This window comes from Anabaena sp. CCY 9613 (assembly GCF_963920895.1).
Classification (GTDB): domain Bacteria; phylum Cyanobacteriota; class Cyanobacteriia; order Cyanobacteriales; family Nostocaceae; genus Cyanocohniella.
Genome location: NZ_CAWUDE010000004.1, coordinates 87,419 through 105,560, shown reverse-complemented (window position 1 = coordinate 105,560; position 18,142 = coordinate 87,419). Strand labels below are relative to the sequence as shown.

Sequence of the window (18,142 nt, the reverse complement as noted above, 5' to 3'; positions counted from 1 at the left end):
TTGCCAGCCCAGAAGGTAACGAAATTGTTAACAGAAAACGGCAAAGTGTGATAAACCTATGTTTCTAGTTTACAAGCCCTGAGTGCCTTTCTGAGTGCTGAAGCGTTTAGTACGGCGTGAGCCAGTTCTGATTGTTGAGTTCACATTTAAATGACCAATGACTAATGACTAATGAAAACAGTATTACTAGATAGTCAGCAATCTTTAGTGCAGTGGGTAAGCCAAGCAACAGGGATCAACTCTTTCGGGGTGAAAGTCCGGTTGCGGGGAAATGACCTACACATTTTGTGTGAAGGTTCAGAGTGTCCTCAACGCTGGCGCACTCTGTCTGACTTGCTTCATGCACTACAGCAAACAGATCTGGATCGGATTACAAGTAACGAACAACCCTCAATATACCAAGTATTTGTCTATGGGCGGAAGAAGGGGGAATATCGCCCCAAGTGGTGTCACCGGGTTTATTTAAACCAGCTAGAACGGCATCTAGAACAGGTAGAACAAGCTCTAGAAGATGCCGAAAAATCCGCTACCGTAGGTGGGGCGCTGATTGTTTCTAACGAAAGTTTGGCGCGTCGGGGGGACCCCAATGCCATCGCGCGTTATCTGAGCGAAACTCTCAGCCCTTTGGGTGTGTCTGTGCAGGTACAAACTCAGCCGCAAAGCCCCAAAGAACCTAGTCAAGCTGTAGTCAACCGCCTGTGGATATTTTGTCAGTCTAGCTATAGCCCAGATTCATCGTTATTAGCCGAACCCATAGCCCAACAGTTGCGACATTTGAAGTTGTCTGGCTATCAAGATGCAGTAATTGTTTCCCAAGTCAGTGGTGAAACCGCATCAGATTGGCGGCTGAGAATAGACTTGCGTCCCCCAGAAGTGATGCTCAAGGACTGGGCTAGGTGGGGAGATGTCCAGGCGATCGCTCGGCTATTAACTGAGTTATTGTCAGAGTTTAAGGTGGCTGTCCAAGCTTCTTTGAAAGAATCAACTTTACATATCTTTTGCACCCCAGCTTTTGATCCTTTAGAAACTGCACCAGCGCCAGATAAAGCCCAGTGTTTAAAAATAATTAGCCACCAATTAGAAAAAATCGCTCCCCAAGGCATTCTGGCTGCGACTATTTACGGACAAAAAACCGCCGATAATCAACCAGCGTGGATTGACTGGCTGACTTTACCTGCCACAGAGCATCCAGCCTTAGCACCTTTACCCTTAGAATTAGCCAGTGATGGTGATGAACCAGCCATTATTTTCTTACTAGAGCGCTTACTTAATTCTGACTTGGATTGGCGGTTAAAAACTGGTGGTCTACGGGTGCTGTTACTACGTAAAGGTGACTTGTTACACATCATGTGTGATGCACCTATTTGCCCAGCCCGTTCCCAAATAGCCAATAAAGTTACTCAGTTTTTGCGTCTGTTAAAACTTCCTGGCATTACGGGGGTACGTGTATACGGTCGTCGTGCTGGTAACAAGGAACCCTTTTGGCATCACGGTGTAGATTTGACACAACGCCAACGTTTAGTTCCCGAAGCTACCCCAGAATTTGCAGCTACTTCGGAATACGTAAGTGAGCTTTTAAGCACCGAAACCAACGATCCGGTGTTACGCCCCGATTTAACTTCCGAGGAAGTACAAAATTTTGTTACCGAAGTAGCACGCGACTGGGCGACAACTGCAACTACTACAGCTAAAAAGTGGCTCATAGGAACGCAGATATTTACAGATAGTAGTCAAGCAATACCCCAAAACCCTGATTATCAAGGGCTGAAGATAGCTTTAGTCTGGGGTACCTTGGGCTTATTACTGACCCTGCAAACCGATTGGATTTTGGGTTACATTACTAATCTTCCTGTACCGAGTGCGCCCCAGACAGCTAGTGTTGCACCTGCATCTTTGGAGGAAGAAGCTTCATTAAATGCTGAAGTAGAACAGAGTCAAACAGCAGCATTTTTTACCAGCAGGTTGCAAAAACAATCGTCTTCCAGTCAAGGTAATGCATTTAATGCTTCTGGATTTACCCAAGGCGATGATGGACAACAGACAATTTTAAGGGCTGGGCCACTCAAAGAAAAAGCCAACGCCGCAGCTATTTTATTAGCCGCGCGATCGCAAATGCCCAGTTTCAATTCCCGGCAATTAGACGAGCAACTAGCATTGTATAAACAGCGAGTTGCCAAAAACGGTAAACCCGCAGATATCTTAATTATTGGTTCCTCTCGTGCTTTGAGGGGCATTGATCCGGCTGCACTGGCTAAAGCTGTAGCCCAGCAAGGTTATCCCCATCTTGATGTATTTAACTTTGGGGTGAACGGTGCGACAGCACAAGTTGTAGACTTGATTATTCGTCAAGTGCTAGAGCCATCAGAACTACCAAAACTGATTATTTGGGCCGACGGGGCCCGGGCTTTCAATAGTAATCGTGAAGATGTCACCTTTAAGGCGATCGCAGCATCAGCAGGTTACAGACAAGCATTAACTACTGCTAGTCAAGATGAATTGCTGCCAAATTCTGACAATGCGGAGATTCAACCACAAGCAGTACCAAAAACACAAACTAATAGTTATCAAGCCGTAAATAAGTGGTTAAATCAGGCAGTAGCTAGTGTTTCTATGAGCTACAAAAACCGCGAGCAAGTGCAATCTTTGTTACATAAACAACTGCGATCGCTACCCTTATTTAACGAATCTCAGACTATGGCATCACAGCCCCAGTTAACCATAAATAATCCTGAACTAGAAACCCCCCAGCAGGCAGTTGATTTTGATGGTTTCCTGGCTTTATCTGTGCGTTTTAATCCTATACAACACTATCGAAAACACCCTAGAGTTGCCGGGAATTACGACAACGACTATAGATATTTTCAAGTAGAAGGTGAACAAAATGTTGCTTTTCAAGAAGTTTTGCAATTTACCCAATCTCGCAATATTTCTTTAGTCTTTGTCAACATGCCTCTAACTGCCGATTATTTAGATTCAGTACGTACAAACTATGAACAAGAATTTCAGCAACACATGTTATATCAAGCGACAAATCCCAACTTTATCTATAGAGACTTAAGCCAACTTTGGCCAAAAACCAATGATTATTTTTCTGACCCCAGTCACCTTAACCGTTTTGGTGCCTATGAAGTCTCGAAAAAGTTAGCTAATGACCCCATGATTGCTTGGCCGACGAAGTAAGCAATGGAGAATTTGGATTAGCGAAACTTACGCAGGTTTCTAATCCAAAAACCAAAATCTAAAATTACATGACCAATGACTAAAATATGAACTTTATTTCCATCTTCTATGGGCTGTTTTTATTGAGTGTGCTGGGAATTTACTGGTCTGTAAATCACCAGAAATTGCGGTTGTGGACTTTGCTGATTGCTAGCCTGGTTTTTTATGCATCTTTAAATGTCCAGTACATCCCATTATTGTTAGCACTGACTTTTATTAACTTTCGTGTGGGGCGAGAGATTGGCAAAAACACTTCACCAGGACAACATGCTGTTGACTGGCAAATTTCTAATGAAGAGTGGCAGTTTGCTAATGCTGACTGGAATCGTCGCCGATTGAAGGTATTGTGGTTGGGTATATTTTTAAATGTTGTATTGTTACTCGGCTTTAAATATTTACCCGCTGTTCTCAAACATGTTTTTAATTGGCAAATTAATTCGCCAGATGCAAGTTTTAATTTAATTGCGCCTTTGGGAATTTCATTTTTTACCTTTGAATGCATTGCCTATTTAGTAGATATCTATCGTGGGGCGCCGGCTACTGATGATTTTCTCAAGTTTGCTACGTATAAATTATTCTTTGCTAAACTAATTTCTGGTCCCATTACTCGATACCATAGCCTAGCAACTCAATTCAATTCACAACAATTTCCCACTGCTGACAGAGTGACACACGCCTCCTGGTTAATTGCTAAGGGCGCAGTCAAAAAAGGTATTTTGGCCGATAATTTGGGAATTTTCGTTGATTTATGCTTTGGTAACTTACAACGGGCGGGTAGTGGTGATTTATGGTTGGCGACATTTGCCTACGGTTTGCAGTTGTATTTAGATTTTAGTGGTTACGTCGATATTGCCCGTGGTAGTGCTTTACTCTTTGGCTTGGTTCTACCGGAAAATTTTGACTTTCCTTACTTCAGCACTAGCATTGCCGAATTTTGGCGGCGCTGGCACATGACTTTGGGAGATTGGTTACGCAACTATATTTATTTTCCTTTGGGTGGTTCGCGTCAAGGCTTGACTCGTACTTGCGGGAATTTGTTGATTGTCATGCTGATTGCGGGTATCTGGCACGGCTCGTCTTGGGGTTTTATTGTTTGGGGTGTGTTCCACGGTTTAGCTTTAGGGGTGCATCGCCTGACAGATGTGACGAGCGATCGCTATGAAAGTCTGGAACATTTCTGGCAAAATCCTCTAGGGATAGTTGTTGCTTGGTTCTTAACTCAACTGATGGTTTTTACCTCTTGGATTTGGTTCCGCCTTCCCAACCTCCAAGACTCTTCTTGGGTAATTCGGCATCTTTGGGGGCATACTGCTGATGCTCAGTTTGCTCAAAAGGTTTATGTAGAAGCTCTGAATATGAGCCAATATCAACTTACTTGGATTCTAGGGACTTTAGCCGCTTTTATGGGTATAGTTTATGCCTTGAATGGCAGGCTGAAGTTAGAGTTCAACTGGCCCGTCAAGCTTGTATTCGTACCCTTATGCTTTTACGCTGTGTGGTTACTCGCTCCCGAAGGCAGTTTACCTTATATCTATTTTGATTTTTAAAATCGCCACATGGTTATATAAGTAAATATAATGTTTTTGCCAAAAAGAATAAAAAAATAATACTTTGAATAACGTAAATACATGTTAAGTTTATTAGAACGGGCGTACAAAAAATGCGTCTAATTCATTACATTCATTAGCAATCATAGAAATATGACCACTACCTTACAACAGCGTCAAAGCGCTAACGTATGGGATCGCTTCTGCGAGTGGATCACCAGCACCGACAACCGGATTTACATCGGTTGGTTCGGCGTCCTCATGATCCCAACCCTACTAGCAGCTACCACCTGCTTCATCATCGCCTTCGTTGCCGCACCTCCAGTAGACATCGATGGTATCCGTGAACCAGTAGCAGGTTCATTGATCTACGGAAACAACATCATCTCTGGTGCAGTTGTTCCTTCTTCCAACGCTATTGGCTTGCACTTCTACCCCATCTGGGAAGCAGCTTCCTTAGATGAGTGGTTGTACAACGGCGGCCCTTACCAATTGGTAATTTTCCACTTCTTGATCGGTTGCGCCTGCTACCTAGGTCGTCAGTGGGAACTATCTTACCGTTTAGGTATGCGTCCTTGGATCTGTGTAGCTTACTCTGCGCCTTTGGCATCAGCTACAGCAGTATTCTTGATCTACCCCATCGGTCAAGGTTCATTCTCTGATGGTATGCCTTTGGGTATCTCCGGAACCTTCAACTTCATGATCGTGTTCCAAGCAGAACACAACATCTTGATGCACCCCTTCCACATGTTAGGTGTGGCAGGTGTCTTCGGCGGTTCTTTGTTCTCCGCGATGCACGGTTCCTTGGTAACCTCATCCTTGGTACGTGAAACCACCGAAACCGAATCACAAAACTACGGTTACAAGTTCGGACAAGAAGAAGAAACCTACAACATCGTTGCAGCCCACGGCTACTTCGGTCGGTTGATCTTCCAATACGCATCATTCAACAACAGCCGTTCCTTGCACTTCTTCTTGGCTGCATGGCCAGTAATCGGTATTTGGTTTACCGCACTGGGTATCAGCACAATGGCGTTCAACTTGAACGGTTTCAACTTCAACCAATCAGTAATTGATTCTCAAGGTCGCGTCATCGCTACTTGGGCAGACGTAATCAACCGCGCTAACTTAGGTATGGAAGTAATGCACGAGCGTAACGCTCACAACTTCCCCCTAGACTTGGCTGCTGGTGACGTTGCACCTGTTGCATTGACTGCACCTGCAATCAACGGCTAATCTTCAAAGCTTAGTTGAATAAGAAACGCCTCCTGGAAACGGGGGCGTTTTTTTATGTATGTATATTTGTGAAGATTATTTAATTCGTCGAACTCAGGAGTCTCCCAGTAACTTTTCTTAATATAAATTTTGAAACAATAAATTGAAAAATACTCATAATTTATGTACACCTGATATTAAGAGCCGGAATTAAGTTCCCTTTGTTCACACCATCTCCCTGGGGAAATTAATGAGTAGCATTTTGAGTGTGAGGCAATTCACAAAGGTTCCGGTGATTAGGGAGAAGGTATTTGGCGAAAGTATGTGAAAACAGGAATTTTCTCAATTTTTAGAACTTGAGAAACTTTGTCGTCAGCATTTATTAAACAATACAGCCATGTCCACAACTCTAAGAAGAACCGAAGGCGGTAACCTGTGGGAACGGTTTTGTCAATGGATTACTAGCACCGAAAATCGCATTTATATCGGCTGGTTCGGCGTAATCATGATTCCCGTCCTGTTGACCGCTACCATCTGTTTCATTATTGCCTTTATTGCTGCACCTCCCGTCGATATTGACGGCATTAGGGAACCAGTTTCAGGTTCTCTGTTATATGGCAACAACATCATTACTGGTGCTGTTGTACCGACATCCAACGCTATTGGTTTGCACTTCTACCCCATGTGGGAAGCTGCTTCTATAGATGAATGGCTTTACAATGGCGGCCCTTATCAGCTAATTATTTTACATTTTCTCATTGGTATTTTTTGCTGGTTGGGTCGGCAATGGGAGTTAAGCTATCGTCTGGGAATGCGTCCCTGGATTTGTGTGGCGTATTCTGCACCTGTAGCGGCTGCAACTTCTGTGTTTTTAATTTATCCCATTGGTCAAGGTAGCTTTTCTGATGGAATGCCTTTAGGCATTAGTGGTACCTTTAATTTCATGTTCGTGTTCCAAGCCGAGCATAATATTCTCATGCACCCCTTCCACATGCTGGGTGTAATTGGGGTGTTTGGTGGCGCGCTGTTTTGTGCGATGCACGGTTCTTTGGTAACTTCTTCTCTAGTCAGAGAGACTACTGAAATTGAATCACAAAACTACGGTTACAAGTTCGGGCAAGAACAAGAAACCTATAGTATCGTAGCCGCTCACGGTTATTTTGGTCGCTTAATTTGGCAATATGCCAGCTTTAATAATTCACGTTCTTTGCATTTTTTCTTAGCTGCTTGGCCTGTAGTAGGTATTTGGTTTACGGCTTTAGGTATCAGCACAATGGCGTTTAACTTGAATGGATTTAATTTCAACCATTCAGTTCTTGATTCTCACGGTCGTGTAATTAATACATGGGCCGATGTGCTAAACCGTTCCAACCTGGGTATAGAAGTTATGCATGAGCGTAATGCTCATAATTTTCCCCTAGATTTGGCTAGTGGTGAGGCTATTCCCGTGGCGTTGATTGCACCTGCAATTCATGGTTAATCAACAATTTTAGTTACATATAGCGTGTTGCAACTGAGTGAGGTACATTGATAGCTTGCGTAGCGTAGTTATAGACATTAAAAAATACGGTTAAATATCTGTACCTCATGAATATGAAAACGCTATCAAAAGGGCCTCCTGTTTTCAGGAGGCTTTGTTTATGTGGTTGAATTATGAGCAACATTTTGTAACCACAAACAATATAAACAGGTGGCTACAAAATTAATAAATATTGATTACAACTATTTGCTGCATACTTGTTTAAGTTAAGGTTGCAAATCAAAAGTTAAGGTAGTAAATTCTAAAGTTAAGGTGCTAAAGTCATTAACTTTTCTATATCGACATTTGCAGATTTAAAACTTATAAAGAAATTATCAACTCTAGGAAATACCAAACAAGGATCAAATGATGTAATTTGTATAGTTTCCAGCAAATGAAAAAAATCTAATTCATGCAACGAATTAGTAGCTGGTATTCACATTAGCTAATTACTACGATATGGCAATACACACAGATAATTTATTGACTTCGACTCTAATTTAACAATTTGTTCACTAATCAAAAATCAAAAGGACATGAAACTATGGCACGTTGTACTATCGATGCAGTAAACGATCCAATGGGAGTACCCTTATATCCTTCTATTAATTCAATGCATCCTTTTACATATTTAAAACAAGGAACTGAAGTTGGTACTCTCGGTCAACCCCAAAATAATAGACAAGAAATTTATGCAGTTCTTAAACCAGAAAATAAAGGATGGGTTAATACAGCAAATTTAATTTGTCCGGTCATGAATCAAACCCTTATTTCTGCCGTAAAAAGTGGATTAACAAATTCATCATCATTCAGTCAAACTTCACCAACTTCAGGGAATTTAACTGCTATTGACTCAAGTCTTTCATACAACAAAAGTAGTATTCCCACCGACTTAGTATTGGCACATTCCAATACCACTTTATTTGCTCAAGCTGCTACTAAAGGTGTACTCAAACAAAGGGGAGTGAATATAGATGATCCTAATTTCTACAAGACAGAAACATACTACAAAGAGTTTGTTACTCAACTTACAGAACTCGGATTTATTGTTGAGAATGTAGCTGATGATAAAGTTAACAGAAATACCTATTCTGGCGAAGTGAAGATATCGGAAATCCTCACGGATATTGTTGGTCTTTATCTGGGAGCAGAAGCCTTTGCTGAATTTAAAGATTTGATGTCAATCCTTCCGAGTGCGAATGATGACAAAGTTTCCAATTTCTTGAACTTTTGGTGGTCTAATGCCAAGTTTACTGATTCAGAAAGTCGGTTTGCTATAGGGCCATTAGAAGATGTGAATGGCATGCCAACATCAACAATAGTTCACTACTCATTCGACATATATATGCATGATTGGCGTTCTTTGTTTGTTTCGTATCATCATGAAAAGTTCGATGTGTACAGCACAGCGATTAAGCTAACACTTGATATGGATATTTATCATAGTGTGCAAGATATGATTACAAATGCACTCAAAGGGCAAATTGCCAATCATATCAAGCATATTCCTTTAGATTTTGGTAACTAGAATCCCCAAATTTACTAGTTCTCAATAGAAGGGTGCGTGAGACTAAAAATCTCACGCATTAGGCACAGAAAGTAAACATTTTTGTAGTATTGTTTTACGGGTTGTGCGAATTATCTAATGCTTTAAGTAATGCCTGGAGTTTAAGTTGTACTTCGGCAAATTCTTTATCAGGATTAGAACCGGCAACTATACCTGCACCAGCATATAGTCTAGCGCGATCGCCATCTATTAATGCCGAACGAATGCCAACTATAAACTCACAGTTACCGTTAGCATCTATCCAACCTAGAGGCGCAGCATATAAACCCCTCTCGAAGCTTTCATAACGACGAATTTCTGCACAGGCAAAATCTCTCGCTGCGCCAGCAACGGCTGGTGTGGGATGCAATTGGGAAACAATCTTTAATGGGTGTACATTCACCGGAACTATGGCGCTGATTGGTGTCCATAAATGCTGGATGTTCGATAATTGTCTCAGGCGCGGTGCTAATACCTGGGGTAACAAACCTAGCTGGGATAGGCGTTGTGTAATGAAATCAATTACTAATGCATGTTCGTGTCTTTCTTTGACACTATTTAATAAGCGATTAGCATTAGCAGCATCTTCAACCGGTGTTTTACCTCTGGGTGCGGAACCAGCTAACGCATCTGTGATTAACTTTTGGTTATTAATACTAATTAATCTTTCTGGACTAGCTCCAATAAAATTTTGTCCTTTACCATTGCTAGTAGAAAAAATATAACAATTAGGATGCATTTTGCGGAGATTATCTAATGATTTAAATAAATTAAATTGACTAGATGAATTTACATCTAAAGCATTTGCTAGGACAATTTTATTTAAATGACTAGACTGAATTTTTTCTAAAATTGATACAACAGAACGTTTAAAATCTGTAGCATTAGTTACAGATTTTTTATTGAATTTTGACTGCAAAGAATCCAGATTAGTTGAGTAATATTCTAAAGATTGAATTAGTTCAATTTTGCTATGCAAATTTTGCAATATTTTTTCTATATTCACACTGGCGTTGATCAAGATATTCTGGATTAATATGCAGCGCTGATTTTTGACAGTGATTTGCCAACGAGGTAGAAAAATGGTGGCACAGGGAAATGGGTAATCAGCTTGAGTATTTTGATCAAAAAAGCTGAAGTAACAAAAAAAGTGAGGTTTAGCAAAAGATTGATTAGTGCTACCAAAATTAATTATATTTTTTAAACAAGATTTGATAAAATATTCAGCTTGAGTAAAACGCTCTTTTCCATCAATTTCTAATTTTGCTACAGTATCAATGGCCGCGATCGCTTCCCCTTTGCCCTGGTTCTCAAAGTAAAAATTTATTTCATTTGCTTGCGTAAGTTTATCTAATACAACTAGGGGATCTACCCAGTCAATATCCAGCGAAATACTCACAATTTGCCGACAATTATTTTTGAGGCAATTTTCCTGAACGGTTAAGAGAAATTGGTATAAATCTTTGTATTTGACAAAGAAGTTGCTGCGACATGGTGAAACTGTCATGGATCTAGCAATAGTAAACTTTTTTTAAGTTAACTTCCTAAGGTGTATTTAAACGTGGTCGTATTTCTACAGGTAACATATTCAGTTACCACTTCACCAGAGTATGGTTTGCTTTGTTTATGGTGTTCCCAGACGCTGATCAGACATACTTAGTTTTGGGTTATATCCCGGTTACTGATGGGAGTTTCACCAGCCCGCACAAAAGCACTGGTTCTCTATCAGCTGTAACTTTTCACCTATGAGTAAGGTTTTGGTAATCTAATTAATTAAGACTGATGACTACAAAGCAGGTTTCACGTCCTCAGATTAAATTATGGATGGCGGCAATTAAACCGCCGATGTACAGTGTGGCAATAATGCCTATTTGGGTAGGAACAGCAGTGGCGTTTGCGGAAACCAAAATTTTTAATGTAGGAGTATTTTCTACTTTTTTTGGGGCGGCAATTTTAATTCTGGCTTGGGAAAATATCAGTAATGATGTTTTTGATTCCGAAACAGGAATTGATGCAAATAAACGCCATTCCTTAGTGAATTTAACTGGCAATAAGCTCTTAATATTTTGGTTAGGAAACTTGTGTTTGGTTTCCGGTTTGTTAGGGATACTAATGATTGCTGTTTGGCAAAAAGACCCGACTGTCATCGGTATAATTTTGCTGTGCTGTGCTTTGGGTTACACCTACCAAGGGCCTCCTTTTCGCTTGGGATATCAGGGTTTGGGCGAGATTATTTGTTTTTTTGCCTTCGGGCCTTTGGCAGTGGCAGCAGCATATTATAGTCAAACTCAAGCTTGGTCAATGACCAGTTTAGCCGCTTCAGTAATTGTGGGTATTTCCACCAGTTTAATTTTGTTTTGTTCACACTTTCACCAAGTTAAAGATGACATAACCGCAGGCAAGCGATCGCCTGTGGTGCGTCTGGGTACAACAAAAGCTGCCCAACTCTTATATTGGTTTACAGGTAGTATTTATCCCCTGACTTTACTCTTTGTGGTGTGGGGAATATTCCCAAGTTGGACTTTGCTGAGTTGGCTGAGTTTACCTTATGCTTTTCAGTTATGCCTCCACGTCCAACAAAATCATCATTTACCAGAAAAAGTTAGTAATTGTAAATTTATTGCTGTCAACATGCATTTCTGGTGTTGCTTGCTGTTGGGTGTAGGATTCATCCTGGCAGGACGTTGATGGGGTATCTGTTTGATTTTCGTCCTTATCGGCGGCAATTTTTACAACCACTGGCTACCAGTCACGGGATGTGGCATACCCGCGAAGGTATAATTATTCGTCTTGGTGATGCGACGGGTAACTACAGTTGGGGAGAAATTGCCCCCATCAGCTGGTTTGGTTCAGAAACCCTAGAACAAGCTTTAGATTTTTGCCGCCAATTACCAGGAGAAATTACACAAGAAATTATTTTCGCCATCCCAGATGATTTACCCGCCTGTCAATTTGGTTTTGAATCAGCATCCTCCCCCCCACTCCCAACTCCCAACTCCCCACTCCCCACTTCTGGTTTATTACCCACTGGAGAAGCAGCATTACATCAATGGGAAGGCTTATGGCAGCAGGGATATCACACCTTTAAATGGAAGATTGGCGTGGATGCGATCGCCAGCGAATTGGCAATTTTTGACATCCTGATTCACAGCTTACCTGCTACTAGCAAATTGCGATTAGATGCCAATGGTGGACTTAGCTATGAGGAGGCTAAACAATGGCTAGGAACTTGTGATAATTTCCCCGCAAAGATTGAATTTATGGAACAACCATTGCCCGTTGAACAATTTCATCAGATGTGGGAATTGAGTCAGTGTTTTCAGACGGCGATCGCTCTAGATGAATCTGTAGCTACACTCAAGCAATTGCAGGATTGTTGGCAACAAGGCTGGCGAGGTATTTTTGTCATCAAACCAGGGATAGTGGGTTCACCGTCTCGTCTGCGGCAGTTTTGTCAACAGCATAAAATTGATGCTGTATTTTCATCGGTATTGGAAACGGCAATTGGCAGACAGGCCGCACTGCAACTAGCAGCAGAACTATCTCTACAAAATAGGGCTGTGGGTTTTGGCATTAACCATTTATTTGCAAACGAAGAAGCAACCTGGCTGCAATGTTTATGGAAAGACCTATAGTTTATCTACAAAATCTAAATAAACATGATTTTTTGCTTGGTGACAACAATCATGAATTGCAGCACATAGCCACAGAACTATATTTAGAACTCAAACAGATATTAGCTACTGGTAAAACTCCCAAAATTATTTTATCTCAACCTGAGCCAGTACAGTTTATAGCAAGTTTCATCGCCGCTTGTGCAGCTAATTGTCATATTTTTCTCTGTAACCCCAACTGGGGAAAACAAGAATGGCAACAAGTTATAGATTTAGTCCAACCAGACATTATTTGGGGAAAAGTTGAACATTCCCCATCCCTCCTACTCCCGACTCCGGACTCCCGACTCCCTTCTCCTTACACCCTGATCATGATTCCCACTGGAGGATCATCAGGACAAATTAAGTTTGCTATCCACACATGGGAAACTCTGACGGCATCTGTTCAAGGATTTACCGAATATTTTCAAATCCAGCAAGTAAATTCTTGTTGTGTGTTACCTCTATATCATGTCAGCGGTTTAATGCAATTTATGCGTTCGTTTACCACTGGCGGCAAACTAGCGATCGCACCCTTCAAAGAATTAATATCTGGTCAAATATTCCCGATTAATCCGGCAGATTTTTTTATATCTTTAGTCCCCACTCAACTACAAATATTCCTCCAAAATCCCCAATTAACAGCATGGCTAGCCCAATTTACCACTGTACTTTTAGGAGGTGGCCCAGCTTGGCCAGAATTATTAGAAAAAGCGAAATTTCACCGCATCCGGTTAGCACCAACTTATGGCATGACAGAAACAGCCTCACAAATTGCTACCCTCAAACCTGATGATTTTTTCAGTGGTATCACAAGCAGTGGTCAAATTCTCCCCCATGCCCAGGTAACAATTCGCAATCAAAATGGTGAAATTTTACAGCCCAACCAAATAGGAAATATTACCATTCAGGCTCAATCACTAACCCTTGGCTACTATCCCCACACCTGGGAAAATCAAAATTATTTACAAATTGATGATTTAGGTTTTTTAGACACCCAAGGTTATTTAAATATTATTGGACGTAGCAGCGATAAAATTATTACAGGCGGAGAAAATATTTACCCAGCCGAAATTGAATCAGCAATCCGCGCCACTCAAATGGTTAACGATGTGTCTATCATTGGTTTACCAGATCAACACTGGGGACAAGTAGTAACAGCAATTTATATTCCCAAAAACTCAAATATTTCCAGCTGCAAAATTCAAACTCACCTCACTCATCAACTCAGCAAATTCAAAATTCCTAAATACTGGATTCCGCTACCCACCTTACCACGTAACGCCCAAGGGAAAATCAACCGCCAACAACTACAACAAATAGCCCTAAAATTTCTACAAAACCTCTCGTGATCTTCTCCTCTCCGCACCCTCTGCGTCTCTGCGGTTAGTTTCCAACCACTGCATAATCTCACCAGATAAATCTTGCTTATTTCTACTATTTACATCAATACAAACATGACGAGTAATCGTCTTAGCAACTACCACTTCAGATACCATGATTTCGTAATTAATTTCAAATTTATTAACACTTATTTCTTGAGGAATTAAATTAATTTCTAACTTGTCCCCACAGAACACAGGACGAAAAAAATCCACATTAGCGTGAACAATAGGAAAAGCTACAGATGGATTAGTAAAAAAATCTTTGAGATTAATATCCGATGCTGCTAAAGAGGCTTCATAAGCTTCATGACAAATACTCAAAACATTAGCAAAATAAACTACTCCCGCAGCATCCGTATCTTGGAAGTAAACAGTCCGGTGATAAGTAAAAGACATGTTGTTACATTTAAACCACAAATAGCAGACCTCAGCCCACTTTACCAACCAAATTTTACTTCAAAGGTTGATAGATATCTTCCGAACTAGGGTTGAGATAGGGACGCTGCAAATCAATGAAATGGTGAGCAAAATGTTGATCAATAGTTCTCATGCGCTCCTCCATTGCATTTTTACCTTTTTGCCAAGCCTCCAACAAAGCATTGGCGAGAATTTGGCAACGGTTCATCCCAAAACTTTCCTGGGCGGCGAATTTTTGGGTGGGTTCTTCAGCTAAACCTAATCCTGGGGCTAAAAACTTGGTGAACAAAGGGATTTCGGCTTGAAAATAAGACTGATTCTCTGTATAAACAGCCTGAAGAATTTTGTGAATTGCTGGATAGTCTTGGCGTTCAAAGTATAGTAACCCGGAGTCATAGCGTCCATAGGCCACAGGATTGTAGAGAACTTGAAAAGTAAACGGAATACTAGCTGCATTTAATTGCTGCGTTAGTCCATCCATACAGGCGATCGCACCAGATGAGGTGAAATTAAAATAGATTCTTCCTGTACCTAAATCCGCGTCGGGGTTATCCTGCTTTTCTTGTCCAATATTACTCACTGCTAAGTAACAGCTATTTTGCAGACGATTTTTGGGCATCCAAATCGCCACGAAATCACCAGCTTTGGCAGATTTTTGGCTGGGCTGGAGATGACAATTTGGCTCAATATATAATGTCAAGCCGCCTTTATTCACTGCCATACTACCATCTGGTTCCAGACGCAATATCTGCCAACTAGGGTCAAAATAACCTTTACCGTGATTGCTAACTTGTAGTTGTTCGTAAAATTCCCAATCCACATCCAAAATAGAATTATTTTCTAAATTTTGGGGTGACGAACAATTAGCCTTTTCGGTATTGACTGCCAAAATGCTTTGCAGGGAACCATTGTAATAGATACCGTAGAGGAAATTCCGCAGTAGCAAGGTGAGATATTTATGCTGTAAAGCCGCCGAATTGTGCCGAAATCTGTCGGCTACTTTAGTGGGCAAAGCAAAAGGTTGATAATTGGGATGGTAAATACAAAAGTTGGCCTCGATTTGAATATTACTAGCAATATCGAGCAAAGAGGTTAGCAGTGGATTGGTAGAATAATCTAGCATTAATCGATTCAACAGTATAATTAAAATTTAGAAACCTATGACCAACTTCTGATAATCAACAACCCCGCAAACGAGTTTTTTCGTAATAGAGACGAATTAATTGCGGTTCTTTTTGCGGCTGCGGCAGTTTATGATCCTTTCCCAAAGGGTTGAGAATTTCTGACTCAGAAACACCGAAGATACTCAGTACAGATTGTTCGGGTATAGTCAGGAGATTTTTAGCAACCTGTAGCTTACATATTTCCCCATTGCCAAAGAATTTACGATGATTAATTGTTGCTTGAATTTGATGAATTAATGCCAGCCCGGTAAACTGAATCACTCGCACTAAAAAATCACTGCGGTACTCCAAAATCATGGGGAAGGCATTCACATAAGCCCGAATCAAAGCCAGTAAGGAAGGTTGCAGCACCTCTAATGGTGTCATTGCCAGATGCAGCGATTCTTCTAACTCAATGGAAGGATCTACTACCAGACTCGCAAACCAAATTTCTAAATAACTGGCTAGGAGAGTTCCCAAATCAAACGCCGGATCTCCCCAAGCACAAGCTTCCCAATCAATTAGTCGCACCAGGCAATTATCTAATTGCTGCCAACGAGAATGAATTAAGATGTTATCTAATTTCAAGTCGTTGTGAGTTAAGCAGCAAGGTTGCCATTCATGGGCCAAATCTGCGATCGCAGATTCCAAACTCTCATAACGTTGATATAGAACGTAGAATTTCAGCGCCTCGGTGGGAACTGTACCAAAAATCTCCGGGCTAATTGAGTCTACCCCTTGGGCTGGATTGTAAAAGCTATAGCGAAACTGTCCTTGGGGCGCAGTCGCCATAAAGTTACGATATTCTCGGTGTTGGAAAGTGGCGCGATGTAGCCCCGCCAATGTGCTGCCAATAACAGTGGCAATCTCTGCCGGAAATTCATCGTTGTGGCGATAAACTCTGCTTAAATCCAAATATTCACTTAAGTAGTTACGGACAAGGATGGAATTTTCCTCATCAAAATGTAGTATTAATGGTGCAATCTCCGAAATGTTACCTAGTACTGGAAACTGTTGCAGCAATTGTTCAAATAGCCACTCATTAAAAAATTCATGGGGAGTGCCATCATTGTCAATATTCAGTTTTTGTTTAACTAGCAGTTGGCGATTATCTGCCAACTTCACTAGTAAATTAATATTATTCTGGCTACTTTCTAGTAACTCATATTCGTTATCAGCTCCATCGGTTGAGCCACACACACCCACCTCTTGCAGATACTGGATAACGTTGTGAGAAGACAGTGGTAATAACATGTATTATGTCCTACTTCGTAAAATTGCTGAGAAAATCACCTGAAGTTTAAGATTGATTTAGCTTTAGCAGTTTCGGTAGACAGCAACAAGGGTGTGAATATCAATCGTGATTGCTCTAATATATTAAATCTCATTTGTTAACTAAAAACCTGCCAAAATGGCAAGATAAATTTGTTTTTTAATTAGGGCTTTAATACTCAATATTAATAAATCTTTAATAACTTTGTTGAATTATATCCAGAAATTTACGATTTTATATTTCAAAAATGTCATACATTTATCTCCATGTTAGGTGATGATTGAAGAAAAATACTAATTATTTTATATCAAAATTTACAACTTTGTTTTTACTGATAGGATGCTGCCAAATACAGCAATAAGTAATAATTGATTTCATTTTTGAGAGTGATTTTCCCTTCACCAAATGTATTGACAAACCATAGACTAAACTTTCTCAGTTCACTAACACCGTAAAAATTACATACCACCCTATTTTTATTTATCATCGCCAACCGAATAAAACCGGATCTTTTAGGCAGTAAATTAATGATGTTTTTATCAATACCATCGCCAAAATCACACACCATACAAGGGTGCGGCTATCCAAACAAAGGCTATCTCCGCCGCTTGTCAGTATTTCAACCACCCAGGTGAGCTGAGTAAGGATAGCCCCAGGCTCCAAAACTGTGGGCGTTTCAGACTATTAGCGCAGGTATTGTTTTAGAGAAGAAAATAACTAATAACTAACACAGCCAGTAATTTATCATACACTGACTTCGTTCATACTTTGTAACGTGACAAAACTAACTCTGTGGTAATATAAATGTACTATAAAGACTGAAACAAAACTGGATAAAGATAATTATTAACTACCAGTAACTAGTTGCTTTACCATAAATGTTAGTGCCAGTACACCGAGAATGGTCATCAATCCCGCAGGCATAAACTTGCGTGTTTTAGCCAACCTTAGAGCAAAGAAAAACACTAAACTTGCTGTAACTAAAACTGCTAAAATCAAAGCCCATGCTTGACCTTGGATTTGCAAATAACCAGCCAAAACTAGCAGTAAACCACTAATCACACCACTGAGGAGGGAAACTTGACTATTAGCCTGCATGTAGCCAACAATGCCACCAACAATCGCTAATATACCGTAGGCAAGAGCAGCAACTATACTTGAATTCATTGTTAAAACCTATGTAGATTTTGATTTTGCTGCCAGGG

13 protein-coding genes are annotated in these 18,142 nt (G+C 40.6%); 8 read left to right on the top strand and 5 right to left on the bottom strand.

From position 1 onward, the window contains the following. The first annotated feature begins 171 nt into the window (after positions 1-171). The 5 genes from ACM0OT_RS05975 to ACM0OT_RS05955 all read left to right on the top strand — a co-directional run bounded on the left by ACM0OT_RS05975 (position 172) and on the right by ACM0OT_RS05955 (position 9,028). Complete coding sequence (locus ACM0OT_RS05975) at positions 172-3,180, top strand: DUF1574 domain-containing protein (protein WP_414563494.1); 3,009 nt, start codon at positions 172-174, stop codon at positions 3,178-3,180. Positions 3,181-3,266: 86 nt separating this feature from the next. Further along, positions 3,267-4,766 carry an MBOAT family O-acyltransferase gene (locus tag ACM0OT_RS05970; protein WP_414563493.1) on the top strand — a complete coding sequence of 500 codons (1,500 nt, stop codon included), beginning with the start codon at positions 3,267-3,269 and terminating at the stop codon, positions 4,764-4,766. A 153-nt stretch (positions 4,767-4,919) separates the two neighbouring features. Continuing rightward, a complete protein-coding gene (psbA, locus tag ACM0OT_RS05965; protein WP_414562678.1) occupies positions 4,920-6,002 on the top strand; it encodes a photosystem II q(b) protein in 1,083 nt (360 codons plus the stop codon). 376 nt (positions 6,003-6,378) lie between these two features. Continuing rightward, positions 6,379-7,461, top strand: a complete 1,083-nt coding sequence (gene psbA / locus ACM0OT_RS05960) for a photosystem II q(b) protein (protein WP_414563492.1) — start codon at positions 6,379-6,381, stop codon at positions 7,459-7,461. A gap of 583 nt (positions 7,462-8,044) precedes the next feature. Continuing rightward, positions 8,045-9,028, top strand: coding sequence for a hypothetical protein (locus ACM0OT_RS05955; RefSeq protein ID WP_414563491.1), 984 nt, complete (start codon positions 8,045-8,047; stop codon positions 9,026-9,028). A 94-nt stretch (positions 9,029-9,122) separates the two neighbouring features. On the opposite strand, the gene ACM0OT_RS05950 is transcribed toward ACM0OT_RS05955, so the two are convergent. Further along, a complete protein-coding gene (locus tag ACM0OT_RS05950) occupies positions 9,123-10,553 on the bottom strand; it encodes an isochorismate synthase (protein WP_414563490.1) in 1,431 nt (476 codons plus the stop codon). Between the two features lie 275 nt (positions 10,554-10,828). Here ACM0OT_RS05950 and menA point away from each other — a divergent pair, with 275 nt between their 5' ends. The 3 genes from menA to ACM0OT_RS05935 are packed head-to-tail and all read left to right on the top strand — an operon-like array spanning position 10,829 to position 14,051. Further along, on the top strand, positions 10,829-11,734 hold the full coding sequence (menA, locus tag ACM0OT_RS05945; protein ID WP_414563489.1) for a 2-carboxy-1,4-naphthoquinone phytyltransferase: 906 nt from the start codon (positions 10,829-10,831) through the stop codon (positions 11,732-11,734). Next, entirely contained in the window at positions 11,734-12,681 is a 948-nt protein-coding gene (locus tag ACM0OT_RS05940) for an o-succinylbenzoate synthase (RefSeq protein WP_414563488.1), read from the top strand. Before menA ends, ACM0OT_RS05940 begins: the two co-directional genes overlap by 1 nt. Then, positions 12,666-14,051: a 2-succinylbenzoate--CoA ligase gene (locus ACM0OT_RS05935; RefSeq protein WP_414563487.1), complete on the top strand. Its 1,386-nt coding sequence runs from the start codon at positions 12,666-12,668 to the stop codon at positions 14,049-14,051. The genes ACM0OT_RS05940 and ACM0OT_RS05935 overlap by 16 nt, the downstream gene beginning before the upstream one ends. Here ACM0OT_RS05935 and ACM0OT_RS05930 read toward each other — a convergent pair. The 4 genes from ACM0OT_RS05930 to ACM0OT_RS05915 form a co-directional block, all read right to left on the bottom strand. Then, on the bottom strand, positions 14,034-14,480 hold the full coding sequence (locus ACM0OT_RS05930) for an acyl-CoA thioesterase (protein ID WP_414563486.1): 447 nt from the start codon (positions 14,478-14,480) through the stop codon (positions 14,034-14,036). The two genes, ACM0OT_RS05935 and ACM0OT_RS05930, sit on opposite strands and share 18 nt — an antisense overlap. A 55-nt stretch (positions 14,481-14,535) precedes the next feature. Continuing rightward, positions 14,536-15,624 carry a T3SS effector HopA1 family protein gene (locus tag ACM0OT_RS05925; protein ID WP_414563485.1) on the bottom strand — a complete coding sequence of 363 codons (1,089 nt, stop codon included), beginning with the start codon at positions 15,622-15,624 and terminating at the stop codon, positions 14,536-14,538. Positions 15,625-15,679: 55 nt separating this feature from the next. Continuing rightward, positions 15,680-16,918, bottom strand: a complete 1,239-nt coding sequence (locus tag ACM0OT_RS05920) for a phosphotransferase family protein (RefSeq protein ID WP_414563484.1) — start codon at positions 16,916-16,918, stop codon at positions 15,680-15,682. Positions 16,919-17,783: 865 nt separating this feature from the next. Continuing rightward, positions 17,784-18,104 (bottom strand): TMEM14 family protein, encoded by a 321-nt coding sequence (locus ACM0OT_RS05915; RefSeq protein ID WP_414563483.1) that lies wholly within the window; start codon positions 18,102-18,104, stop codon positions 17,784-17,786. Positions 18,105-18,142: the final 38 nt, after the last annotated feature.